The sequence below is a fragment of the Corynebacterium freiburgense genome (assembly GCF_030408815.1).
GTDB lineage: Bacteria > Actinomycetota > Actinomycetes > Mycobacteriales > Mycobacteriaceae > Corynebacterium > Corynebacterium freiburgense.
Genome location: NZ_CP047355.1, coordinates 725264 through 748928, shown reverse-complemented (window position 1 = coordinate 748928; position 23665 = coordinate 725264). Strand labels below are relative to the sequence as shown.

The following is a 23665-nucleotide window of genomic DNA, read 5'->3' as shown; positions in this document are numbered from 1 at the left end:
CCCTACACCTCGATAGTTTTCTCGTCGTCGAACGCAATTGCTATTGGCTGACCAAGAATATCCGCTGGTGGAGTGTCGGTATGTGCCCCACACCCATATCCCGAGTGAACGATTCTTCCATCTGCCGAATACTCATTCACGCACACCCCAAAGCGGGGCCCTACCGGCTCACCCACCGGCAAATAGAATGCACAATCGGCGCACTGCAATTTGGACCTAGTTGCGAACTCACTCGATGGCCCAAATTTTCCTTGCTGCCAGCGGCTCCGGGCATCATCCAATCCTTGCCGGGTCAATTGCTTCGCCGAACAACTGCCGGGCACTTTTACAGTGTGGGGGCCTTCAATATCCGCTAATCGAGGATCGTTACTTCGCGGTGGTAAATCATCATTTGGGCCCAAATCCCCTGGCTGAACGCGATCAATATACGGAACCCATTCCGGTGCCCGGAGCGCACCCTCACCCGGCAATAAGGCCAACTCATTTACGGTAATACGCCGTGTTCCTGGCGCGCAGGCCAAAACGACTTGCCATTCCCATCCCCGATACCCTTGCATCTTCGTTGCAAAATGATGGGTTACAAGATGTTTTCCACTACTAATAGCGCGAAGATGTTCGCCAATTTCCCCTTCGCCAAAATCTTCTAAAGCAGTGCGGGCTACTGCAATTGCTTTGGAATCTAAAAGGAAGTTGCGTCGACTACGAGATGGCACGTCGTTCATTATCACCCATATACGGCATGATAGTGTTCATGGCCCTCCGTTTTAGGTTTCTTTGTTCCACTGTCTATGCTCTCGGCGCGCTGAGCGCCTGCACCACCGAAGCCTCCCCACCGTCCGAACAACTCAACCTTGAAATTGTGGCCACACACCCATTTGATGATCGGTACTTTACGCAAGGCCTCGAAATGGTTGGCGATCAGCTTTTGATTGGTACCGGTCTGGAGGGGGAAAGCCGGATTCTGTACCGCACACTCCATGGCACCGAATCGCAGAGTAAAGACTTGGACCCAGAATATTTTGGTGAGGGAGTTACTCGCACCGAAAACGCCGTGTGGCAACTCACATGGCGACATGGAACGGCCATAAAGCGCGACGTCGATACGCTCGAGGAAACTGGACGCGCAACCTACTCCGGCGAAGGTTGGGGTTTATGCTCGTTTCCAGATCGCCTCATTATGTCCGATGGCACTTCCCAATTGCGCGAACTCGACCCGGAAACTTTTGTGGAACTCCACCGCGTCCAAGTCACACATAATGGCGAACCTATTGACGCCCTAAACGAACTCGAATGCGTAGACGATTCCATCTATGCAAACCGCTTCCTCACCAATGAAATCGTGCGTATCGACGCCACCACCGGCACCGTTACCGGCACCATAGACGCCTCCGGCATCGACAGCGGCGCCGCACCCGACCGGAACAATGTTCTTAATGGCATTGCGCATATCCCCGGAACCGATCGCTTCTATATCACCGGAAAGCGTTGGCCAAAACTCTTCGAAGTGCGTTTCCAACCAGCACGATAAACTCTCAAACATGGCTACGAAACGGAACCGCGCAAACCTTCAGCAATTTATTATCCTCATTATCGCAGTAGTGCTAGTTGTAGCGGCTTCCATCGGATTCCAAACATGGTGGAATAACCGTCCTGGTACCCAGCCTCACGATGTCACGCTGAAAGCAACCAGTGGCGGTCAAGAAATCACCGTCCCACCCTTTAGCGTTTGTGAAATCGGCACCACTTGTGAAGGTGAAGAAGTCCCCGAGCTAAAACTCCAAGACTCCCTCCATATCACATTGCCAAAAGAGATTTATGATCACGATTGGCGACTACTAAAAATCTATGACGATCCCGAAGCAAACCATGAAGAGTTCTACACCGGACACGAAAAAACCGAAGTCGACATCGCAGCAACCACCGACGCCGGCGCAAAACTTACCGTCGTAGAAGTATCCACCGCTCTTATTGGCACCAACCCCAATGGGGAAGAATCCCCCTACGCGGTTGTCTGGTCCATCAAACTCAACCAGGAGTAACCCAAAGGGGCTACCGAGTACTCGGTAGCCCCTTTACCGCTATACGAGCGCTGATTGCCTAGGCATCAAGCTCCTTGGCGACAGCCCTCAAAATCTCCGCAACCTGCTTACCAGACTTACGGTCCGGAAACCTCCCGGCCCGCAAATCAGGCTGCACCTTTTGCTCCAAAATAGTCACCATATCCAAAATCATGCCGTGTAACTGCTCAGGCTTGTACTTATGGTGTGGCTTGCGGGAAACACGGGGTTGCTCCAGGATTTTCACGCGAAGTGCCTGAGGCCCTTTTCGGCCCGCTGCGAAATCAAACTCGATTCGCTGGCCAGGATAAAGCTCCGTCACACCCTCAGGGAGAACCTGCTTACTAACAAAGCAATCCTCCTCGCCAGGATTTGTAACAAACCCAAAGCCCCGTTCGGCGTCATACCACTTCACTTTTCCGATCGGCATGTCCTATTCACCGCTTCCCAAGTAACTAATGAACGACGGGATAAACCGCCAGGCAATAAGCCTTCCCACCGACAAGGAAGGCAGACAGATAACTATACCCGCCAGTACAACGCTGCGGGGAGAGCGAAAATTTCCGCGACGTCGAAAAGCTTTTGTAGACACATTAATCAATGTCACACTATTCTTTTTGGCGACGCTTGAACTGGGGTTTTGCAAACTAAAACGATAAAGAGCAGACCTATTTTCGCGTTTTACGTGACACATTCGTTATAAACCGCTACGGTCTATGTCAGGCACAACAAGATGAGACGCATATGGTCCCTCCCGCCAAACCCTGTCTGGGGACCTAACGTAATCATTTTGTGCTTTATGTGCTTGTACGTATCACGACAATTTCATTGCAGACAGGGGTGGGGAACCCACTATTGGTGATTTGCTAAAAAGTCACCTTGGGGTGAAGCCACAGCAACACAGTGGCCGGGCGCTTTCCTTCTCAGCCCGAACCCGACAGCTAACTTCGCAGGCGGAACAACGAGAGGATTTATTTTTCAATGGCCCGACATGCAGCCCGCACTTCGCACCCGTTTGCCAAGCTTGCCGCAACTACCGCAGCGTTTGGCACCGCAGCCACATTGATGGCACCGCCAGCTGCCGCTGCCCCAGACTCCGACTGGGACCGCCTTGCACAATGTGAATCAGGCGGCAACTGGGCAATCAACACCGGCAATGGCTATCACGGTGGCCTCCAGTTCTCACCATCAACCTGGAACGCTTACGGTGGCCAGCAGTTCGCAACGTACGCATTCCAAGCCTCCCGCGAACAACAAATCGCGGTTGCCGAAAAAGTACTCGCTGGTCAAGGTTGGGGAGCATGGCCTTCCTGTTCATCACGCCTCGGCCTGAGCGCTGGTCCGACACCTCGTGATCACGTTGGCGCAGCCGCCGCCCCCATTGCCGCCCCCGCTGTACACGCAGATCCAGTAGCGCAATTCATGGCAAATCCGACCAAAGCTGTCTACGAAGCAATCAAACAAGCTCTTCAAAACGCAGGCATTCCAATGCCTGCAGCTATTAACGATGCCTACTACGCGCACTTCGGATAACTCCTAGGCCACCCCCTTTTCAGGGGTACGATATCCAAACTTCTTATAATGCCGCTTTTCCTCTTGGGAAGGCGGCATTTTTGCATTCGTACTTTTGCCCCCATGCAGCACATTCAGCGACTCAAAGCGCATTACAAAACTGGAAGTTTGCAAAGAAATTTGCAAACTTGTTAATGATCTAAGCCTGAGATTTTCGCCCGATATCTCAAAAGTGTGACAAGTTGGCGAAGATCATGTGTAATGTCTCACAACGTCACCAAAGCGTGATGCAGCTTTCAGATCAATAAAGCGTTCTGCAGCACGCTCCCCGAATAGCCTGCCGAGAGAGGTAGACATGACTGACCCCACACGTGCCAAGCACGTTCCCACCCCAGAGGAATTCCTCGAAGTCTCAAAGAGCGACGAATTCGCCGAACTTCGTGGCACTTTCCGCCGCTTCGCATTCCCGATGAGCGTGGCGTTCCTTGCCTGGTACCTCGGGTACATCGTTACAGCCACGTTCGCTGTAGATTTTGTGCAACAACCCGTCTGGGGTGCCATCAACGTAGGAATGGTTATGGGCCTCGCCCAATTCGCAACAGCTGGCCTTGTTACCTGGGCTTATGTTCGATTCGCCGATAACAAACTTGATCCTGCCACCGCCGCAATCCGCGACAAGATGGAGTCCCCTCGATGAACCTCTCAAACCAGACACTTGCCAGCGCGGCCGTCGAAACTGGCAACCCGATTCTCAATATTTCAATCTTCGTTCTCTTTATTGTGGCCACTATGGCCATCGTGATTCGTGCTACCCGGCAGACCTCCCAAAAAGGTTCAGACTTCTACACCGGTGGCGGATCCTTTAATGGTTGGCAAAATGGTCTAGCCATCTCCGGCGATTACTTGTCTGCAGCGGCATTCCTAGGAGTCACTGGCGCCATCGCCCTCTACGGCTATGATGGATTCCTCTATTCAGTGGGCTTCCTTATCGCTCTTTTGGTCGCACTCGTGCTGGTAGCAGAGCCACTGCGAAATACCGGTAAATTCACTATGGCGGACGTACTTTCATTCCGCCTTAAGCAACGTCCAGTACGCACTGCAGCCGCTATTTCCACACTTACAATTTCTCTTTTCTATCTAATCGCACAAATGGCTGGTGCAGGTGGTCTCGTGGCACTGCTCCTAGGCATTTCCGGTAAAGGCGCGCAATCTGCAGTTGTAGCAGTCGTAGGTATTCTTATGATCGCCTACGTCCTTATCGGTGGTATGAAAGGCACCACCTACGTACAAATGATCAAAGCCGTTCTATTGGTTGGCGGTTCTCTAATTATTTCACTCCTGGCGTTCTGGGCAATCGGTGGCGGCTTTAACGCAGTCCTCGAAGCAGCTGTAGCCAACCACCCACAGGGTGATGCCGTTCTTAATCCGGGCATGAAGTACGGAAAGAGCACCTTAACCAAACTCGACTTTATCTCCCTTGGTATGGCACTGGTATTTGGTACCTCCGGTCTGCCACACGTACTTATGCGCTTCTACACTGTGCCTACCGCACGTGAAGCACGCCGCTCCGTAACCTGGACCATCGCAATCGTTGCACTCTTCTTCCTGCTCACTGTTGTTATGGGTTACGCTGCTGCAGCACTTGTTGGCCCAGAACAGATTCAAAACGCACCAGGTGGAGTAAACTCCGCTGTGCTCCTGCTTTCTTCTAAGGTCGGCGGCACAATCTTTATGGCATGTATCTCAGCCGTTGCCTTCGCAACAATCCTCGCAGTAGTAGCAGGCCTAGCGATTACCGCTTCCGCATCAGTAGCACACGACCTGTACAACTCTGTATTCCGAAACGGCGAAGCAACAGAAGAAGAACAGGTCCGGGTTTCTCGCATCACCGTAGTAGTTATCGGCATCCTCGCAATCGTCCTAGGCATTGGCGCAATGGGCCAAAACATTGCCTTCCTGGTCGCCCTCGCCTTCGGCATCGCAGCCTCCGCTAACCTACCTACCATCTTGTTCTCCCTCTACTGGAAGAAGTTCAACACCACAGGTGCTCTATTCTCCATCTATGGTGGCCTGCTTACCTCAATCATCCTGATCATCTTCTCCCCAGCAGTATCCGGTTCACCAACCGCAATGGTTCCATCAGCCGACTGGGCATGGTTCCCACTTACAAACCCATCCATTATCGCAATCCCAGCTGGCTTTATCCTGGGCATTATCGGTACTTTCATTGGAAAGCCTGATAACTTCGAAAAGAAAGCCGCCGAAATGGAAGTTCGCTCCCTTACCGGCGTCGGTGTGGAAAAAGCAGTTTCCCACTAGTTCCAGTCTCGATCAAAGGCCTTATGCCGCAGAAGCGTGTATAAGGCCTTTTGGCTATGCAAGGTTAGCCGTAAAAGGTGTGGAAGACATGCACGGTATGGAAGACATGCACGGCTCCGATCCAACACACCCACAATTTGGCGCGGAGGTTTGGCATTCCCAAACCGATCACAGTGGGTACTGAGAAGACCAAACCTTCCCCCCTCAGATCTCGCAACTCCCATACAGACAATAAACACGTTTGCAGGAATGAATTGTGTTGGGGTTGGAGCGAGCTTGGCTTTTTCGGAGAGCCTTGTGGTTGGCCTTAAGGAGTCGTTGGGGCTGATGTAGTTTTTGGTGCTTGTGTGATTATAGTGTCACAGATGTCGCTGGGAGTGGCTTGCTTTGCGGTTTGTTTGCAGCCGGCGGTTTGGTTGTGCGCGTCCGGTGGCCTGGGATTTGGTTGGGGGTTGGTGGGAGATGCCTAGTCTTTTCGGGCGCTGGCCGGTCTTTTCGGGCGCTGGTTGGGCGTGTTGTCACAGATTCCATTTTTTTCGGCGGATTTTATGGAATTTGTGACACGATAGGTAGGGAACCTGTCACAGATTCCATTTTTTTCGCTGTTTTTATGGAATCTGCGACAAACCCCAGGTCAACGATTGTGCGCAATGTTGGTTGCTGTCACAAATTCCATTTTTTCGGGCGATTTTATGGAATCTGCGACAGTTGGCATAAAAACATCACCAGTTCAATAGGGTCAGCCTATCAAACTGCAGGGAAAGCGGCTCAAAGGCTCGTAAAGCCAACGTAAACCCCTGGGAATCCCTGGTTTTCAGCCCCACCAACCTGAAAATCAGGCAGATCTAACACACCCCACCACCCAACAAAGGCAGATTTCACATCACCCACAACCCGCCACCGCATTTCCCCAGCTCACACCCCCAAACCAGGAGCCCACAACACAAATCTGCCTGCTTCTAGCGCTTCTTCCCTATTCCAGGCATTTCTCAGACGACTCCCCCGAGCTTCCCACGATCTTCCACACCCCAGCCCACTCCAGAAACACATCGAACCTCTAAAACCCTCACTTCAAGGTTCCGCAGGAAGAAAGTTCCACAAGAAGAAGGTTTTAGAGGTTCAGCGCTATTGTGTGTTAGGGCTTATTGGTGTTGGTATAGGGGTGTACGTAGCCGAGTTTTTCGGCTGGGAGTGGGAATGGAGTTTCATCGCCGTATGGGCTTGAGGCTCCAGCGACTTTGGAGATAAGTTCGGTTACTACGTGTCCGTCTCCTGGGGCATGGTCGGGCCAGCCCGGATCGACGTAGCCTTTCTTTTGCATATTAGCCATGTGCTTATTCTTTCAAATCGGGGGCAGAAAAGTCATCTCTTCTATGGTTAGACTCGTGTCCATTATGTCTAAGAGTGTTGATTTGCCAGAAGAGTTTGGTTCGTTTCGGGATTGGCTGATGTCACTGGATAATGCCGCCTTAGAGGAACTGTTTGAGCTTCGCCCAGATGTTTTACATCCACCACCTCCCAGTTTTGGGGTTTTAGCTGCTCGTTTACAATTGTGGCAGTCTCTTGCACTGGCACTTTCGCAATTGAATGCGGTGGATCTTTTGGTTTTGGAAGCGGCAGCAGATTTGGGTGGAGAGTTGACCCCGGTGGATGCCCCCGCTGTGGTGTCGTGGGTTTTAGAATGTGTAAATGGTTCACGTTTTGAACCTCCGCAGGATAAGGATCTTAATGAGGCGATTCGAAAGCTACGGGCACTGGCTCTGATCTTTGGCTCTAAAAAGCGTTTTCGGGTGGTGTCGGAGGTGATGGCAACGTTACCTATAGATTGGCAACTATTACCGGAGCCTGGAGTGCCTTCTCCTTCGTATTCAGAGGCGCAGGAGTTTATTGAGCATGCGGATTCTCGGTGCCGCAAGATTTTAGAAACGTTACTGGATTCGGGTGGTTCTGGGATCACAAAGGATGCAGATGAAGATGCTGATCCTCAGCGTCCTATTCCGATATTATTGGCGGCGGGGTTATTGCTCCGGGTGGATTCGCGAACTGTTCGTTTAGCGCCAGTGACTCGGCGGGTGTTATGGGATTTAGGTCCTTTGGATATTCCGTTTGTGCCGCCATTCCCGGATATAAGTTCGGATGATCAACAGTTTGATCAAGCAGATCGTGGGGCGACTGCAGCGGGCCTCGAAGTAGTCCGACATATGGGGGAATTGATTTCCGTTTTGGGGGATTCGCCAGTGGCGTGTTTACGGGATGGTTCGATCGGGGTTCGTAGTGTTCAGCGCTTGTCAAAAGAGCTAGATATTAGCCAATTTGAAGTGTGTCGATTGGTGTGTTTGGGAGTTACTGCGGGTCTATTAGACACCGGAATTCCTGAGCTCGCTACTGAGGGCACAGAGCTCAAACCCGTATTAGCACCTACGGTCGATGCCGATGCCTGGCTTGCAACAGATCTTCATGTTCGTTGGGCCATGCTGATCCAAGCTTGGTCTGGATCGTACTTCGGTGCGTGGTGCGTGGTTCGTCCGGTGAATTTGTTGCATGTAAATACATTCCTGCCTGCGCTACGGAAAACGAAGCAATTATTACTCTCGCAATTTGTTCGAGCGGGGAAAATGTCGCTTGATCAGGCATTAAGTATGGCTGGTTTTTATGCGCCTTTAGATGCTAGCAATATGCAGTATCCAAAAGAGGTTTTAGATGAGGCAGTGTGGTTGGGTGTGCTTGATGCGGATTTTTCCCCAACGCATATGGCTAAAGCACTTATCGAGGACCCCGCACAACTGGAGAAAGCAACGGCTTTAGCAACCCCTGCGACTGTGGATTATTTTATCGCTCAAGGGGATATGACAATTTTGGTGCCAGGTCCTTTAGAGCCAGTGATCCAGCGCAAACTTGAACTTTTGGCGGATCTTGAATCCCCCGGGTTGGCGAGTGTGTATCGGATTTCAGAAGGATCTTTGCAACGAGCATTAGATGCTGGTCTCGGCGCAGAGGACATTGCGTCGTTTTTGCGGGATTACATTAAAGGTGAAGTGCCGCAGGCAATTTCATATCTTTTGGCAGATTTAGGACGCCAGCATGGTGATCTTCGAGGTGGGAAAGCACTGAGCTATGTGCGGTGTCAGGATACTGATTTGCTAGAGCATGCGGTGTCTGTAACTCCAGAGCTACGGCTTATAGCACCAACTGTAGCTATTTCGCATTTGTCTCTGGGCTCTATTTTGGAGAGTTTGCAACGTGGTGGCTTCCGGCCAGTAGCTGAGGATGCACATGGTTTCACTATTGATATGCGCCCTAGCCCAACTCGATTGATATCTGGTACTACGGTACAATTAGCGCCGGAGCTACCAAAGATTGATGCAGCTGAGGTAATCGCTGAGCTTCGGCAAAATACAAATAAGGCGACCACTGAGAATTCTTCGCCCAATATTCTATCTACGCTGCAGGCAGCTGTACGTTCGAAGCGGAGGGTGACCCTGGGGTTCGTCGATAAGCATGGTGTGGCATCTGTACGGGTGGTGCAACCTATGTCAGTGACCGGCGGTCAGCTTGATGCATTGGAGCCTTTGACGGGGGCAATACATCGCTACCAGTTGCATCGCATTACGAGTGTAATTGTGGATAATTAGGGAGTTGAATTGTGCAAATGGTAGGAGGCCTAAGGTGTCCTTTGGAGATGGACCACTTATTGTCCAATCCGATAAAACTGTCTTGCTAGAGGTGGATCATCCGCTTGGCGACGAAGCCCGCGCCGCCCTAGCTCCCTTCGCCGAGCTCGAACGCGCACCCGAACATGTGCATACCTATCGGATTACTCCCCTAGCATTGTGGAACGCCCGCGCAGCTGGCCACGACGCAGAACAAGTAGTCGATGTATTAGAGCGTTATTCGCGCTTTCCGGTTCCACAACCATTGCTTATCGACGTCGCCGAAACTATGGCACGCTATGGACGCGTACGTTTACACAAACACCCCGCCCACGGGTTGATCTTGGAATCCAGTGAAACCGCCATTCTGACTGAAATTACCTTGCATAAGAAAATCAAACCTATGTTGGGGCAGGTAATTGATTCGGAAACCGTAGTAGTGCACCCATCAGAACGTGGACGGCTTAAGCAAGAGTTATTTAAAATCGGCTGGCCAGCCGAGGACTTAGCCGGATATGTTGATGGTGAGGCCCATCCAATTGCGCTTTCGCAAGACCAAGAAACCTGGGAGCTTCGGGATTATCAGCGACGCGCGGCAGACTCCTTTTGGCAGGGCGGCTCTGGAGTTGTGGTGCTTCCATGTGGTGCCGGAAAAACTATGGTTGGGGCGGCAGCGATGGCAAAAGCCCAAACCACCACTCTGATTTTGGTAACCAATACGGTTGCTGGGCGGCAATGGCGCTCGGAATTACTTCGCCGCACTTCACTAACCGAAGATGAAATCGGCGAATACTCTGGTGAAAAGAAGGAAATCCGTCCAGTAACTATTGCCACCTATCAGGTAATGGTGCGGAAAACCAAGGGCGAATATCGGGCGCTTGAACTCTTTGATAATCACGATTGGGGCCTGATTATCTATGATGAAGTCCACCTCCTGCCCGCGCCGGTTTTCCGTATGACCTCTGATTTGCAGTCCCGACGCCGCCTTGGACTTACCGCCACATTAATCCGTGAAGATGGCTGTGAGGGCGATGTGTTTTCCTTAATCGGGCCGAAGCGTTATGACGCTCCCTGGAAGGACCTGGAAAACCAAGGGTTTATTGCTACTGCGGATTGCGTGGAAATCCGCACCACTATGACCGATGCGGAACGTCGAGCCTATTCACTTGCCGATTCCCGCGAACACTACCGGCTTGCCGCCTGCGCGGCCACGAAAATGCCTGTGGTGCGGAAGCTTTTGGAAATGCACGCTGGACAACCCACCCTTATTATTGGCGCGTATTTGGACCAATTAGAACAAATAGGCACTGAGCTTGGAGTTCCGGTCATTGAAGGGAAAACCCCAACCAGACTCCGGGAAAAACTCTTTAGTGCATTTCGACGCGGCGAGATAAATGTCTTGGTAGTAAGTAAAGTGGCAAACTTTTCTATTGACCTCCCGGAAGCCGCAGTGGCCATCCAAGTTTCCGGAACCTTTGGATCGCGGCAAGAAGAAGCGCAACGCCTTGGCCGATTGCTGCGTCCCAAGGCTGATGGTGGTCAAGCACATTTCTATTCCGTGGTGAGTCGGGATACTAAAGACACATTGTATGCCGCACACCGACAACGCTTTCTTGCCGAACAGGGTTACGCATACCGAATCCTCGACGCAATAGATATCCTCCGACCCATGAAAGAAAACTAATGTCAGCTTTTAGTTTTACCGTTGACACCACACACGCCAAAACCCATAATGAGTTTCTCAAAGACCAAAAACGCCTCCAGATTTCCGCACTGGTGTTTGGTATCGTGCAGCTCCTTGTGGCCGCAGCGTTTCTATGGTTTACCAATCAGGCAACATGGGCCTGGCTGCTTTCAATTGGACTCGCGGTTACCGCCCTGGTGAGCTTTAGCATGATCGCTATTATTCCGAAAAAAATAGGCACGCCCCAACATATGTATGACACCTATGAGCTTGTGCCAGCAATAATCGCCAAAATAAACCCCCGCGATATGGTACTGCTCGCGCTTGTCGACGCCCGCGTCGACAACACCAAAGGCAGCCCGGCCCCCGCACTTGCCGCTCGCACGATCACAAATCTGGTCGGGCATTCACGAACCGTTGGCGAACGCGTGCCAGCGGTGGCCGTTGCGGGCCGTCGTAATATGAAAAACACTGGCTTTTGGGATGAAATCTCCCCTATGCCAATCGCCTGGGGAACGCCGCTACCGGAAACGATTAAACAGGCCAGCAAGGCTATCCCCCAGCAACAATGGCAAACGCTCGCTAAGCACGCCGCGCGTATCGACGACGTGCTGGCCACCCCCCTCAATTTACTGCGGCTCTAATGACAGTTACTGGTAATACCCAGCTTGCAAAGCATTACCCTAAACCATGACTCCAGGGTGGAACGCAAACCAATCTTTGGAGCAAACACCACATCAGAAGGGTTTGAGCCACCACCAAAAATATTCCAAAGCGCCGTAATAGTAGCGATCTCCGCAGGCTTTTCTGGAGGATTATTCGGGTGATATCCAAAATCAAGTTCCCGATGTAACTCCTCCGTTGGCGGATCAATCACCGAAAACGCATCCGAAGCCGCACTAGTCGATTTGCTGTCTGGCGGGATTAGCCAAACTTCTTGTAACCCCGTGACCTCATTGCCAAATACTTCAACATCGAGAGTCACGGCGTCGGCACGCTTATGAGACGTTGCAGCTGCCTGCCAAGGTTTTGGCGCGCGTACACGGACTTGATACAAGCCATCCGGGGCGTCTGTAAAGAAATACCTACCATTGGTATCGGTCTCAACCGTGGAAATAACCTTATCCCCACTGAGTAACTCGACCCGAACCTTCGCTGCGGGCCGCTCCGTTACCTGACGTCGCGAATCGCCATTGGCATCAAAAAACACGTCCCCCGCAAAGCTATACGTTAATGCCGCGCCCATATTAACCGACTTCGACGAAGCTGATACCTGAAACGGTTCACTTAACCGCCCACCGTCGGCACGCCGGGTTGCGTGATTATCGGCACCGTCTGCCGAAAAATTAAAGCCATCGGGAGCCCGGTACAGCAATTGATACTCCCCAACAGGCAAATGCTTAAAAGTAAATTTTCCGTTTTTAGCCGAAGTCTTTTTAACAGCCCAAGGCTCTTCAATCGGCTTCATTTGGCCGTCAGGAGACTCCTTGCGAAGCAACTGAACTTCAACTTCAGGGACCGAGCCCGTAGCGTCTGTATCCTCGCGAACGCCATCACCGTCGGTCTCAAACCAAATAGCGCCAAACACCTTACCAACTGTAGGCACAAACATTGGCGCTGGAATATCCACGGTACTACCAGCAGCAAACTCGACGACCTGAGAATATGCGTATTTAAACTCTGGATTCTCAGGAGCAAAACCACTGGTTCCTTCAGGCGCAGGATTCGTTTTACCCCAATCAGAATGCGCAGGAGATAAGACATAGCCCTCAGGAATAACCACGCGAGCTACATACTTACCAAACGGCACATCAGAAAACTCAAAAACACCAGACTCATTCGAATGTGCCACAATAACACCCGTAGGGCTCGGGGCAGCACCATCAACAACGGGCAGTAGTTCTACCGCAGTCCCGGCCAAAAAAGCATCAATATCCTTGTGGAACTTCCCATCGCCATCATTATCAAGCTCAAGCTTGCTCGACCAGGAAACACAACAAGAAGCATCCGCAGGTTCAGCAACCGCCACAATAGAAGAAGATAAACCTACCGACGAGACCGTCAACGACAACGCAGCAATTGCAGCAATAGCAGCCCTACGAAAGGTGTTGGACATTACGTACAGCCCCTTTCCAAAGCCTAAGAAAACTAAATGACTGGACAAAGAATCCTATTAAAACCAATCGTATAGGACGCAGAACCGCTAGCAAATTAGACAACCATGCCGCACGGCGAAGGGTGCACCCAAAACCGTCAATATAACGCAATCGTTACCTAAAATCTTGGCAAAACCGCAGGCAAAAAGCATTATATAAAGAAACAATAAAGATTCCCCCGATAGGTGAATTCACACCAAAATCCCCGCCCCTGGATCGATAAAATCCATGTGAAATTTTAAGCATATATTAGCTCGGTACGTAAAAAGCCCAACCGTGGTGGTTGGGCTTTGTGGGTTGTGGTGTCGGCGGTGTCCTACTCTCCCACACACTTCCGTGTGCAGTACCATTGGCGCTGGTGGGCTTAGCTTCCGGGTTCGGGATGGGTCCGGGCGTTTCCCCGCCGCTGTTGCCACCGACTGGTTGGTGGGGTGGGTGTTGGTTGTTGATACTGTGTAGTGGACGCGTGGCGTGGTGTGGTGTGGTTGTGTTCGGTGGATTAGTACCAGTCACCTTGCATATTGCTATGTGTGCAGTTCTGGCCTATCGACCCCATAGTCTGTGGGGCACCTGTTGGTGAAACCTTATCTTAGAACGGGCTTCCCGCTTAGATGCTTTCAGCGGTTATCCCTTCCGTACGTAGCTAACCAGCGGTGCCACTGGCGTGACAACTGGCGCACTAGAGGTACGTCCGTCCCGGTCCTCTCGTACTAGGGACAGCCTTCTTCAAGTTTCTACGCGCGCGGCGGATAGAGACCGAACTGTCTCACGACGTTCTAAACCCAGCTCGCGTGCCGCTTTAATGGGCGAACAGCCCAACCCTTGGGACCTACTCCAGCCCCAGGATGCGACGAGCCGACATCGAGGTGCCAAACCATCCCGTCGATATGGACTCTTGGGGAAGATCAGCCTGTTATCCCCGGGGTACCTTTTATCCGTTGAGCGACACCGCTTCCACAAGCCGGTGCCGGATCACTAGTCCCTACTTTCGTACCTGCTCGACCTGTCAGTCTCACAGTCAAGCTTCCTTGTGCACTTACACTCGCCACCTGATTGCCAACCAGGCTGAGGAAACCTTTGGGCGCCTCCGTTACTGTTTGGGAGGCAACCGCCCCAGTTAAACTACCCACCAGGCACTGTCCCTGACCCGGATCACGGGCCGAGGTTTGAAGATACCCAATACGATCAGAGTGGTATTTCAACAACGACTCCTCCATCACTGGCGTGATGGGCTCATAGTCTCCCACCTATCCTACACAAACCGTATCGAATATCAATACCAAGCTATAGTGAAGGTCCCGGGGTCTTTTCGTCCTGCCGCGCGTAACGAGCATCTTTACTCGTAGTGCAATTTCGCCGGGTCTGTGGTTGAGACAGCAGGGAAGTCGTTACGCCATTCGTGCAGGTCGGAACTTACCCGACAAGGAATTTCGCTACCTTAGGATGGTTATAGTTACCACCGCCGTTTACTGGGGCTTAAATTCTCCGCTTCAACCCACCACACAGGTGGGTTTCACAGGTCCTCTTAACCTTCCAGCACCGGGCAGGCGTCAGTCCGTATACTTCGACTTGATCGTCTTCGCACGGACCTGTGTTTTTAGTAAACAGTCGCTTCCCTCTCTTCTCTGCGGCCCCGCGCAGCCTCACCACCGCAAGGGTGGGTCACCACGCGTGGCCCCCCTTCTCCCGAAGTTACGGGGGCATTTTGCCGAGTTCCTTAACCACAGTTCGCCCGATCGCCTGAGTATTCTCTACCTGACTACCTGTGTCGGTTTCGGGTACGGGCCGCACACACACTCACTAGAGGCTTTTCTCGGCAGCATAGGATCATCGACATCCCCACATACTGTGGGTACGCATCACGTCTCACCCTCCCAACCGTATTGGGGCAGTACCGGATTTCCCTGGCCTGCGGGCTACACGCTTACACCACAATCCAATCAGTGGCTCGACTACCTTCCTGCGTCACCCCATCGTTTGGCTACTACCAGATATTAGGCCCCACGCGAATACCACACCCACCATCATGCGAACACGTAACCGTGTCCGCGGCAGGCGCACTATCGGGTGGTTAGTCTCACTGATTCACCATGGGCGCATGTGCGCGGGTACGGGAATATCAACCCGTTGTCCATCGACTACGCCTGTCGGCCTCGCCTTAGGTCCCGACTCACCCTGGGAAGATTAGCTTGACCCAGGAACCCTTAGTCATTCGGCGGACGAGGTTCTCACTCGTCATTCGCTACTCATGCCTGCATTCTCACTCGCATAGCCTCCACCACTCGATTCCTCGGCAGCTTCACCGGCCACACGACGCTCCCCTACCCACCCACACAACACTGCATGGATGCCGCGGCTTCGGCGGTGTACTTGAGCCCCACTACATTGTCGGCGCAGAACCACTCGACCAGTGAGCTATTACGCACTCTTTCAAGGATGGCTGCTTCTAAGCCAACCTCCTGGTTGTCTTCGCGATCCCACATCCTTTTCCACTTAGTACACGCTTCGGGGCCTTAGCCGGCGATCTGGGCTGTTTCCCTCTCGACTACGAAGCTTATCCCCCGCAGTCTCACTGCCGTGCTCTAACATTACCGGCATTCGGAGTTTGGCTGGCATCGCTAAGATGTTGGTCCCGCTTAACCATCCAGTAGCTCTACCTCCGGCAAGAAACACACGACGCTGCACCTAAATGCATTTCGGGGAGAACCAGCTATCACGGAGTTTGATTGGCCTTTCACCCCTACCCACAACTCATCCCCTCAGTTTTCAACCTAAGTGGGTTCGCGCCTCCACAGCATCTTACTGCTGCTTCACACTGGCCATGGGTAGATCACCCCGCTTCGGGTCCAGGACATGCCACTACAACACCCTCATTAGGATTCGCTTTCGCTACGGCTCCCACACACACATGTTAACCTCGCGACATGCCGCTGACTCGCAGGCTCATTCTTCAAAAGGCACGCCATCACCCCCACCCCAAACACATGAGGCACAGGCTCTGACGGATTGTAAGCGCACGGTTTCAGGTACTCTTTCACTCCCCTCCCGGGGTACTTTTCACCATTCCCTCACGGTACTCAATCCGCTATCGGTCACACTGAGTATTCAGGCTTACCGGGTGGTCCCGGCAGATTCACAGCAGATTCCACGAGCCCGCTGCTACTCGGGACATCATCACACACACCACACACAGCTTTCAGGTACGGGACTCTCACCCACTCCGGCAGACCATTCCAAGCCACTTCCCCTAACCACGCGCAGCACGCCACAGGCACGGCAGCACCCGCAACAACAACATCCCACAACCCCACACACGCAACCCCTGCCGAGTATCACACGCATATGGTTTAGCCACCATCCGCTTTCGCTCGCCACTACTCACGGAATCACTATTGTTTTCTTCTCCTACGGGTACTGAGATGTTTCACTTCCCCGCGTAACCTCCACACCAGCTATCAAACCTTCACCAGCATGGCGACCGCACACAACCACGGCCAGGTTTCCCCATTCGGACACCCTCGGATCAACGCTCAATTGACAACTCCCCGAGGCTTATCGCAGCCTTTCACGTCCTTCATCGGCTCAGCATACCAAGGCATCCACCGTGCGCCCTTACAACACAACAAAACACACACAAAAAGAAAAAACGCTCGCGTCCACTATACAGTTCAACAAACAACACCCGAAACAACACAACAACACGTGTCACCCCAGACACCCAACAGCATGCCACACTCATCCATTACCAACCGGCCAACCAATCTGCCCCAACCACCTGCACGCAATCAATCACATGCCGTCCACCTGGAAACAACAAAACAAACCAGCCACACACCAACACGATGCGCAGCCACAAAAACAAAAAACAAAACTCCTTAGAAAGGAGGTGATCCAGCCGCACCTTCCGGTACGGCTACCTTGTTACGACTTCGTCCCAATCGCCAATCCCACCTTCGACCACTCCCTCCAGCAACAGCCGGTTAGGCCATGGGCTTCGGGTGTTACCAACTTTCATGACGTGACGGGCGGTGTGTACAAGGCCCGGGAACGTATTCACCGCAGCATTGCTGATCTGCGATTACTAGCGACTCCGACTTCATGGGGTCGAGTTGCAGACCCCAATCCGAACTGAGGCCGGCTTTCAAAGGGATTCGCTCCACCTCACGGTCTCGCAACCCACTGTACCGACCATTGTAGCATGTGTGAAGCCCTGGACATAAGGGGCATGATGATTTGACGTCATCCCCACCTTCCTCCGAGTTGACCCCGGCAGTCTCTCATGAGTCCCCACCATCACGTGCTGGCAACATAAGACAAGGGTTGCGCTCGTTGCGGGACTTAACCCAACATCTCACGACACGAGCTGACGACAACCATGCACCACCTGTATACAAGCCACAAGGGAAACACCATCTCTGGCGCGATCCTGCATATGTCAAGCCCAGGTAAGGTTCTTCGCGTTGCATCGAATTAATCCACATGCTCCGCCGCTTGTGCGGGCCCCCGTCAATTCCTTTGAGTTTTAGCCTTGCGGCCGTACTCCCCAGGCGGGGCGCTTAATGCGTTAGCTACGGCACAGAAGTCGTGGAAGACCCCCACACCTAGCGCCCACCGTTTACGGCATGGACTACCAGGGTATCTAATCCTGTTCGCTACCCATGCTTTCGCTCCTCAGCGTCAGTTACTGCCCAGAGACCTGCCTTCGCCATCGGTGTTCCTCCTGATATCTGCGCATTTCACCGCTACACCAGGAATTCCAGTCTCCCCTACAGCACTCAAGTTATGCCCGTATCGCCTGCACGCCCGGAGTTAAGCCCCGGAATTTCACAGACGACGCGACAAACCACCTACGAGCTCTTTACGCCCAGTAATTCCGGACAACGCTCGCACCCTACGTATTACCGCGGCTGCTGGCACGTAGTTAGCCGGTGCTTCTTCTACAGGTACCGTCACAAACACGCTTCGTCCCTGCCGAAAGAGGTTTACAACCCGAAGGCCTTCATCCCCCACGCGGCGTCGCTGCATCAGGCTTGCGCCCATTGTGCAATATTCCCCACTGCTGCCTCCCGTAGGAGTCTGGGCCGTATCTCAGTCCCAATGTGGCCGTACACCCTCTCAGGCCGGCTACCCGTCGACGCCTTGGTAGGCCATTACCCCACCAACAAGCTGATAGGCCGCAGGCTCATCCCGTACCGAAACAACTTTCCACCATGACACACTAAAGCATGGTCCTATCCAGTATTAGACCCAGTTTCCCAGGCTTATCCCAGAGTACGAGGCAGATCACCCACGTGTTACTCACCCGTTCGCCACTCGAGCACCCCGCAAGCAGGGCCTTTCCGTTCGACTTGCATGTGTTAAGCACGCCGCCAGCGTTCGTCCTGAGCCAGGATCAAACTCTCCACAAAAAAGAACAATCAGCTCAAACAATCATGAAAAGCCAACATCCCAACAAAAACAAACAACCAACAAAAACAATCAGTTGCCCAAAAAAACAAAAAACAAAAAAACAGTCGAAAACCAAGTCCCAACCATCCACCATGACCAGCCACACGCCAGCTCACGAAGCATGAACCCCGCCAGCAACACACAACCAACCACAACAAACAGCCAAAACAAACCAATCAACCACAACAAACAAACATGGCACACTATCGAGTTCTCAAACAACACATTCCACTTTAAGAGCGGACCCGCAACATTACTTAACTCATTAGAAGATTGTCAAGTAGATGTTTTAGGATTATCAGCCGACTGATTGTTTTACCAACAAACATCTGCCGCGCTGACTCATAAAACCTTACACACGGCAATGATTTTCCACAAATCACCTGCTTAACACCTAAAAAGATTTTGTGCTTTACGACGTAACTAGCTGCCAAAACTCTACGTTTGTAACAACATAGAGACTTCTCAGGCACAAATGTTCCACCGAGCATAGAAGTTTGTTCCAAAGCTTCGTAGCATGGAATGTGTCCCTGGTGTTTTAAACACCAACTCCCCATGCTCTTTTAAGGAGTCAAAATGTCTAACAAGAGCACCCCTCACATTAATCCGCACGGAGTCGAGATTGCTGAGACCGTTCTCATGCCCGGGGATCCACTTCGCGCAAAGTTTATCGCTGAGAATTACCTGGAAAATCCGGTCCAGTTCAATGAAGTCCGAAATATTCTTGGATTTACAGGAACGTTCCAAGGCACACCTGTATCAGTAATGGGTAGCGGCATGGGAATGCCTTCCATCTCCATCTACGCATGGGAATTGATCCACGAATTCGGCGTTAAAAAGATAATTCGAATCGGTTCTTGCGGATCCCTTCAAGAGAATCTCGATCTTTATGACATTGTTGTTGCGCAATCCGCATCAACCGATTCAAATTTCCTCTCGCAGTACAATCTTCCAGGAACCTATGCCCCCACTGGTTCATGGAAACTCATTTCTGCCTTGATCGAACAGGCAAAGCTTCAAGGAGTAACGCCTCATGTAGGCAATATACTCTCCAGCGATATTTTCTACAATGCCGATGAAACCGCGAATGCCCGATGGGCACGTATGGGCGTACTGGGCGTCGAAATGGAAACCGCTGCGCTATACGCAATCGCTGCCTACTCCGGCATCGATGCACTCGGACTCTTTACCGTGTCCGACAATATTATTACCGGCGAGAAAACCACCGCTGAAGAGCGCCAAACAGCGTTCACCACGATGATGGAACTCGCGCTTCCACTGGCAGGCGTGTAGATCATGTCTAGCGCCACAGCTCAACAAGCTAAGAATCCCAAAGCGGCCGTACCAATACTGCTTTTCAGCTTTGTGTTCTGTTTGGTTATCGACAATGGATTTAAGTTCATGTCGCAACCAATCGCTGATGATCTGGGCCTTTCTGTCACAGAGGTAAGCCTCCAAGCTACACTTGCGGGCATTGTTATTGGTATTGGCGCAGTTGTCTACGCCGCAATGGCCGATGCCATAAATATCAAAAAGCTAATGCTCGTAGGCATTGCCTTTATTACGGTAGGTTCGCTGCTGGGTTTCTTTTTCAGCTCCTCTTGGTATGCCGTTCTCACTGGAAGGCTTATTCAAACAAGCGGTCTAGCCGCAGCCGAGACTTTGTACGTTATTTACGTTACAAAATATCTCTCGCGTGAAGATCAGAAAACGTATTTAGGCTTTTCGACGAGCGCGTTTCAACTCGCCCTACTTATCGGAACGTTAACAAGTGGTTACGTTGCAACCTATATTTCTTGGACAGCAATGTTCCTGATACCACTGCTTATGCTTCTCACCGTTCCGGCGATTATAAAGCAAATACCCCCAGAAGAAGCCACTCAAAGCAATTTGGATATATTTGGCTTATTCCTTATTACAGTAATCGCCACTTCAACGATGCTGTATATGCAGGATTTTAACTACTGGTATCTAGTCCCAGTTATTGCTGGCATTGCATTGTTTGTGTGGCATATTAATACAAATCCAAAAGCGCTTGTTGCACCGGAGTTTTTTAAGAATGGCCGATATGTCTGGGCGATTATTCTGGTCTTAATTATCTATTCAGTGCAACTAGGGTACATTTTATTCTTGTTCCCCTATGCAATGAGCGACCTCCAGGGAATGACACTAGATCAAGCTTCACTTATGGTTGCACCAGGATATGCGTGTGCCGCAATTGTCGGCGCATTGTCAGGTTTTATTGGACGGTATATGTCATCTCGGGTGACTATTTTTTCCGCGCTCGCAGGCATAATTATATCGCTTGCAATAGCAGCGTTTTTCCTTGAATCTGGGCGCATACCGCTTATCATTTCCGTGATTGTCTTTGCATCAAGCTTTGCACTGCTTTATGCCCCACTAGTATCAACAGCGATTCAAAACATTCCAGCAGAAAAGTCTGGTGTTGCGATTGGTTTCTATAACCTTACAATTAATATCGCAATTCCTGTTGGTATTGCATACACCGCAAAATTAATAGACCTCAAATTGTCTACATTTGCGGCGCTCACGGGAGCAGAATCCGAAGTGGGGATTCAGTATGCGACAGTACTTTGGATTATCACATGCATAGCTTTAGCTGGGGCAGTCATCTATGTCCTTGCAGATCGAACTATGGCAATAAAGGAGCGATCGATAGCCACCACATAACCTACTCCGTTCTGACCAAACAGCCCGCCATCCGTTTTCTGGTAAGCGGGCTTTTATATTATTAGCTTCGGTTTCGGAAGCTTTTACAAGACACAGGACTCCTCTCCGATATAAAATGAGGATATCTATCATTTCTTGTACAGCTAAATCAACCTAAACTTTTTAATCCCTGATTGATCATTGAATCAATATGCATCTCCATCAAGGACTACCACTATGGAAGTAAAAGAATATAGCCTAAAATCAACCATTATTTTTTACGTTATTGCATCATTGCTTTTCTGGATTCTAGCAATTCCGCTATGGCTTGTCGATGAACAAACTAAGTTTTTAATAATTTTGCCTCTATTGCTGCTTGCGATGTTCACCCCCACCGTTGCCGCGGTTTTCGTCGCGCGTTATTTGCATAAGGTCGCCTGGAAACAGGTACCGAGTTTTCTCAACATCACAATTCGCCAACCTTATAAAAAGACAGTTGTGTGGATTTTGGTGAGCATGGCACTAGCCATTCTGATTCCCGTAATCTCTAGCTTTATTGCTGCAGCATTTGGCTGGTTCCGGCTCGATCTGCTGAACTTCTCAGCATTTGAAAGCAATCTGCAAGCGCTATCAAAAGAGTCCGATCAACCCGCCTTGCCGGTTAAGGTATTGCTTTTAATCCAAATAGCCTCAATTCCATTTAGCGGCTTATTTAATAGCTTTTTTGCTGCTGGTGAAGAGATTGGTTGGCGTGGTTATCTTCTTCCTGCATTACAAAAATATGGGGTTTGGCCTGCACTTTTAATCAGCGGAGCATTATGGGGTCTTTGGCATAGTCCAGTTATCTTGATTGGATACAATTTCAATCGAACTGATTGGGTAGGCGTCGCAGTAATGACTATTGGTTGCATGTTTTTGGGTGTAATTATCGGCTTTACCCAGATTTTTAGCGGAAATATTTGGCCTGCAGCAATTTTCCACGGTACTTTTAATGCAGCCGCTGGACTTCCCATACTTCTTGGCCATATTGATCAAGAACCTGACCCTATTAAATTCTTGGCACTAGGGTATCCCGGTTGGATCACTGCCTTAATTATATTAGTATTTTTTATTCCACTCTATATGAGGCATGTACGTCAGCATGCATCTCAAACCGGCGACTAGCATTGTCTAGCAATAGCGGATGAGACCTCAGTTGAGGTCTCATCCGCTAAATGTTGTTCTACCTTCGATGTTTATTGCGATTCGCAACGACCATCCGCAAAAACTCGTATTCCATTTCCAGTAGCATTACAGGATCGCGCAGCCGCGGATTCTGATGCAAGAATAGCGGTAATTGCCCCTGCAGCTGTGGGACCGATCCCGGCTTTGTGCGTCAATATTCCTGCGGGGCCTGCAAACCCTACATCTAATGATTCCGAATGTTCTGCGGCATTAATAATGCAACTATCTATTAAGATCGCTGGTGGATTAAATTGGTACCCGTTTACGCCTCCGCACGTTCCAGGAGTGTTAAATTCGCTCCGCAATTGTTGAGCTTTGGTCTCAATGTCTGAGATTCCGCCACCAGTACCGACAAGTTCCCAACCTGATGATTTCAAGCCAATGGCATAGTCTCTCACTATTTTCTGATCAACAGCGTTATCAGCTGAAGCGGCCCCGTAGTCAAATGTCGCGTTTGACATATCAATGTACTTTTCCAAAGCTCTCAAAGTACTTTTTTCATAGTCACCCAGGTGAGAAGCATCCAATAGTTTCTCAATATCTTCTGGGCTAAGCTCCAGGTATCCAGCTTCTTCCGCAGCTTGTTTGATTACGTCAACATTATTCGTTATTTCCGTATCTAGATCTGCTGCACCAGCAATTGCGTTTGAAAAAATGAGTCCTGCAAAAAGAGCGGCAGAGATCTTAAACGCCCGCATACTGCACCTTCCTTTTGGGAAAATTCGGCCAATCCAAGAACTTGTACAAGCTTTTCTTTTTTGAGCCTACGTATCCCAAAGGGCGCTGTCTACACTTCATTTTAAGGGTAATTTAATCGTTATATTACAGCACTTTAGTTTTAAAATTGTTATACATTAACGATATGGAAAGTTATAAAACAGCATTTCCCAAGGTCATCATTTCAAAACCAAAAGCACGTAACACATAATCGCCGACTATGTAATA

General features: G+C 50.8%; 16 protein-coding genes, 3 rRNA genes and 1 riboswitch. Of the genes, 11 read left to right on the top strand and 8 right to left on the bottom strand.

Annotated features, from left to right (window positions below; genetic code table 11):
* Window positions 1-2: 2 nt before the first annotated feature.
* Entirely contained in the window at window positions 3-722 is a 720-nt protein-coding gene (locus CFREI_RS03425; protein WP_035112293.1) for a DUF3027 domain-containing protein, read from the bottom strand.
* 29 nt (window positions 723-751) lie between these two features.
* On the opposite strand from CFREI_RS03425, the gene CFREI_RS03420 reads away from it, so the two are divergent.
* Window positions 752-1528, top strand: a complete 777-nt coding sequence (locus CFREI_RS03420; protein ID WP_051256023.1) for a glutaminyl-peptide cyclotransferase — start codon at window positions 752-754, stop codon at window positions 1526-1528.
* 10 nt (window positions 1529-1538) lie between these two features.
* Entirely contained in the window at window positions 1539-2039 is a 501-nt protein-coding gene (locus CFREI_RS03415) for a DUF2771 domain-containing protein (RefSeq protein ID WP_027013085.1), read from the top strand.
* A 58-nt stretch (window positions 2040-2097) separates the two neighbouring features.
* On the opposite strand, the gene CFREI_RS03410 is transcribed toward CFREI_RS03415, so the two are convergent.
* Complete coding sequence (locus CFREI_RS03410; RefSeq protein WP_027013084.1) at window positions 2098-2487, bottom strand: cold-shock protein; 390 nt, start codon at window positions 2485-2487, stop codon at window positions 2098-2100.
* Between the two features lie 377 nt (window positions 2488-2864).
* Window positions 2865-3030, top strand: a riboswitch (cyclic di-AMP (ydaO/yuaA leader).
* 8 nt (window positions 3031-3038) lie between these two features.
* Between CFREI_RS03410 and CFREI_RS03405 the strand changes: the two genes are divergently transcribed.
* From CFREI_RS03405 to CFREI_RS03395, 3 genes are all read left to right on the top strand, one after another.
* A complete protein-coding gene (locus CFREI_RS03405; RefSeq protein WP_027013083.1) occupies window positions 3039-3590 on the top strand; it encodes a resuscitation-promoting factor Rpf1 domain-containing protein in 552 nt (183 codons plus the stop codon).
* Window positions 3591-3924: 334 nt separating this feature from the next.
* A complete protein-coding gene (locus tag CFREI_RS03400; protein WP_027013082.1) occupies window positions 3925-4266 on the top strand; it encodes a DUF485 domain-containing protein in 342 nt (113 codons plus the stop codon).
* Window positions 4263-5888 carry a monocarboxylic acid transporter gene (locus tag CFREI_RS03395; protein ID WP_027013081.1) on the top strand — a complete coding sequence of 542 codons (1626 nt, stop codon included), beginning with the start codon at window positions 4263-4265 and terminating at the stop codon, window positions 5886-5888. Before CFREI_RS03400 ends, CFREI_RS03395 begins: the two co-directional genes overlap by 4 nt.
* A gap of 1135 nt (window positions 5889-7023) precedes the next feature.
* Here the strand turns inward: CFREI_RS03395 and CFREI_RS03390 are convergent.
* On the bottom strand, window positions 7024-7218 hold the full coding sequence (locus CFREI_RS03390) for a hypothetical protein (RefSeq protein ID WP_027013080.1): 195 nt from the start codon (window positions 7216-7218) through the stop codon (window positions 7024-7026).
* A gap of 64 nt (window positions 7219-7282) precedes the next feature.
* Between CFREI_RS03390 and CFREI_RS03385 the strand changes: the two genes are divergently transcribed.
* Genes CFREI_RS03385 through CFREI_RS03375 form a run of 3 tightly spaced genes read left to right on the top strand, consistent with a single transcriptional unit; the run spans window position 7283 to window position 11866 of the window.
* A complete protein-coding gene (locus CFREI_RS03385) occupies window positions 7283-9520 on the top strand; it encodes a helicase-associated domain-containing protein (RefSeq protein WP_027013079.1) in 2238 nt (745 codons plus the stop codon).
* 34 nt (window positions 9521-9554) lie between these two features.
* Complete coding sequence (locus tag CFREI_RS03380) at window positions 9555-11222, top strand: DNA repair helicase XPB (RefSeq protein WP_027013078.1); 1668 nt, start codon at window positions 9555-9557, stop codon at window positions 11220-11222.
* Complete coding sequence (locus CFREI_RS03375) at window positions 11222-11866, top strand: DUF3239 domain-containing protein (RefSeq protein ID WP_027013077.1); 645 nt, start codon at window positions 11222-11224, stop codon at window positions 11864-11866. The genes CFREI_RS03380 and CFREI_RS03375 overlap by 1 nt, the downstream gene beginning before the upstream one ends.
* On the opposite strand, the gene CFREI_RS03370 is transcribed toward CFREI_RS03375, so the two are convergent.
* The 4 genes from CFREI_RS03370 to CFREI_RS03355 form a co-directional block, all read right to left on the bottom strand.
* On the bottom strand, window positions 11863-13338 hold the full coding sequence (locus tag CFREI_RS03370; RefSeq protein ID WP_027013076.1) for an SdrD B-like domain-containing protein: 1476 nt from the start codon (window positions 13336-13338) through the stop codon (window positions 11863-11865). The two genes, CFREI_RS03375 and CFREI_RS03370, sit on opposite strands and share 4 nt — an antisense overlap.
* A gap of 343 nt (window positions 13339-13681) precedes the next feature.
* Window positions 13682-13798: ribosomal RNA gene (gene rrf, locus CFREI_RS03365) — 5S ribosomal RNA — on the bottom strand.
* A gap of 60 nt (window positions 13799-13858) precedes the next feature.
* Window positions 13859-17004, bottom strand: a 23S ribosomal RNA gene (locus CFREI_RS03360).
* Between the two features lie 253 nt (window positions 17005-17257).
* Window positions 17258-18786: ribosomal RNA gene (locus tag CFREI_RS03355) — 16S ribosomal RNA — on the bottom strand.
* The 16S, 23S and 5S rRNA genes sit together here, the layout of an rRNA operon.
* A gap of 616 nt (window positions 18787-19402) precedes the next feature.
* Between CFREI_RS03355 and deoD the strand changes: the two genes are divergently transcribed.
* From deoD to CFREI_RS03340, 3 genes are all read left to right on the top strand, one after another.
* Entirely contained in the window at window positions 19403-20119 is a 717-nt protein-coding gene (gene deoD / locus CFREI_RS03350; RefSeq protein WP_027011417.1) for a purine-nucleoside phosphorylase, read from the top strand.
* A 3-nt stretch (window positions 20120-20122) separates the two neighbouring features.
* The gene (locus CFREI_RS03345) at window positions 20123-21517 is read left to right on the top strand and encodes an MFS transporter (RefSeq protein WP_027011418.1); all 1395 of its coding nucleotides are present in this window, start codon (window positions 20123-20125) and stop codon (window positions 21515-21517) included.
* A 216-nt stretch (window positions 21518-21733) separates the two neighbouring features.
* Window positions 21734-22660, top strand: a complete 927-nt coding sequence (locus CFREI_RS03340; RefSeq protein ID WP_051255726.1) for a CPBP family intramembrane glutamic endopeptidase — start codon at window positions 21734-21736, stop codon at window positions 22658-22660.
* Window positions 22661-22731: 71 nt separating this feature from the next.
* Here the strand turns inward: CFREI_RS03340 and CFREI_RS03335 are convergent, their stop codons facing one another.
* Window positions 22732-23418: a hypothetical protein gene (locus tag CFREI_RS03335; RefSeq protein WP_027011419.1), complete on the bottom strand. Its 687-nt coding sequence runs from the start codon at window positions 23416-23418 to the stop codon at window positions 22732-22734.
* Between the last annotated feature and the right edge of the window lie 247 nt (window positions 23419-23665).

Bases quoted from the DNA above. Each gene is read 5' to 3' on its own strand.
- CFREI_RS03425 (WP_035112293.1), bottom strand. From the start codon at position 722: ATGAACGACGTGCCATCTCGTAGTCGACGCAACTTCCTTTTAGATTCC.
- CFREI_RS03420 (WP_051256023.1), top strand. From the start codon at position 752: ATGGCCCTCCGTTTTAGGTTTCTTTGTTCCACTGTCTATGCTCTCGGC.
- CFREI_RS03370 (WP_027013076.1), bottom strand. From the start codon at position 13,338: ATGTCCAACACCTTTCGTAGGGCTGCTATTGCTGCAATTGCTGCGTTG.
- CFREI_RS03375 (WP_027013077.1), top strand. From the start codon at position 11,222: ATGTCAGCTTTTAGTTTTACCGTTGACACCACACACGCCAAAACCCAT.
- CFREI_RS03340 (WP_051255726.1), top strand. From the start codon at position 21,734: ATGGAAGTAAAAGAATATAGCCTAAAATCAACCATTATTTTTTACGTT.
- CFREI_RS03415 (WP_027013085.1), top strand. From the start codon at position 1,539: ATGGCTACGAAACGGAACCGCGCAAACCTTCAGCAATTTATTATCCTC.
- CFREI_RS03390 (WP_027013080.1), bottom strand. From the start codon at position 7,218: ATGGCTAATATGCAAAAGAAAGGCTACGTCGATCCGGGCTGGCCCGAC.
- CFREI_RS03385 (WP_027013079.1), top strand. From the start codon at position 7,283: ATGTCTAAGAGTGTTGATTTGCCAGAAGAGTTTGGTTCGTTTCGGGAT.
- CFREI_RS03400 (WP_027013082.1), top strand. From the start codon at position 3,925: ATGACTGACCCCACACGTGCCAAGCACGTTCCCACCCCAGAGGAATTC.
- CFREI_RS03405 (WP_027013083.1), top strand. From the start codon at position 3,039: ATGGCCCGACATGCAGCCCGCACTTCGCACCCGTTTGCCAAGCTTGCC.
- CFREI_RS03335 (WP_027011419.1), bottom strand. From the start codon at position 23,418: ATGCGGGCGTTTAAGATCTCTGCCGCTCTTTTTGCAGGACTCATTTTT.
- CFREI_RS03410 (WP_027013084.1), bottom strand. From the start codon at position 2,487: ATGCCGATCGGAAAAGTGAAGTGGTATGACGCCGAACGGGGCTTTGGG.
- deoD (WP_027011417.1), top strand. From the start codon at position 19,403: ATGTCTAACAAGAGCACCCCTCACATTAATCCGCACGGAGTCGAGATT.
- CFREI_RS03345 (WP_027011418.1), top strand. From the start codon at position 20,123: ATGTCTAGCGCCACAGCTCAACAAGCTAAGAATCCCAAAGCGGCCGTA.
- CFREI_RS03395 (WP_027013081.1), top strand. From the start codon at position 4,263: ATGAACCTCTCAAACCAGACACTTGCCAGCGCGGCCGTCGAAACTGGC.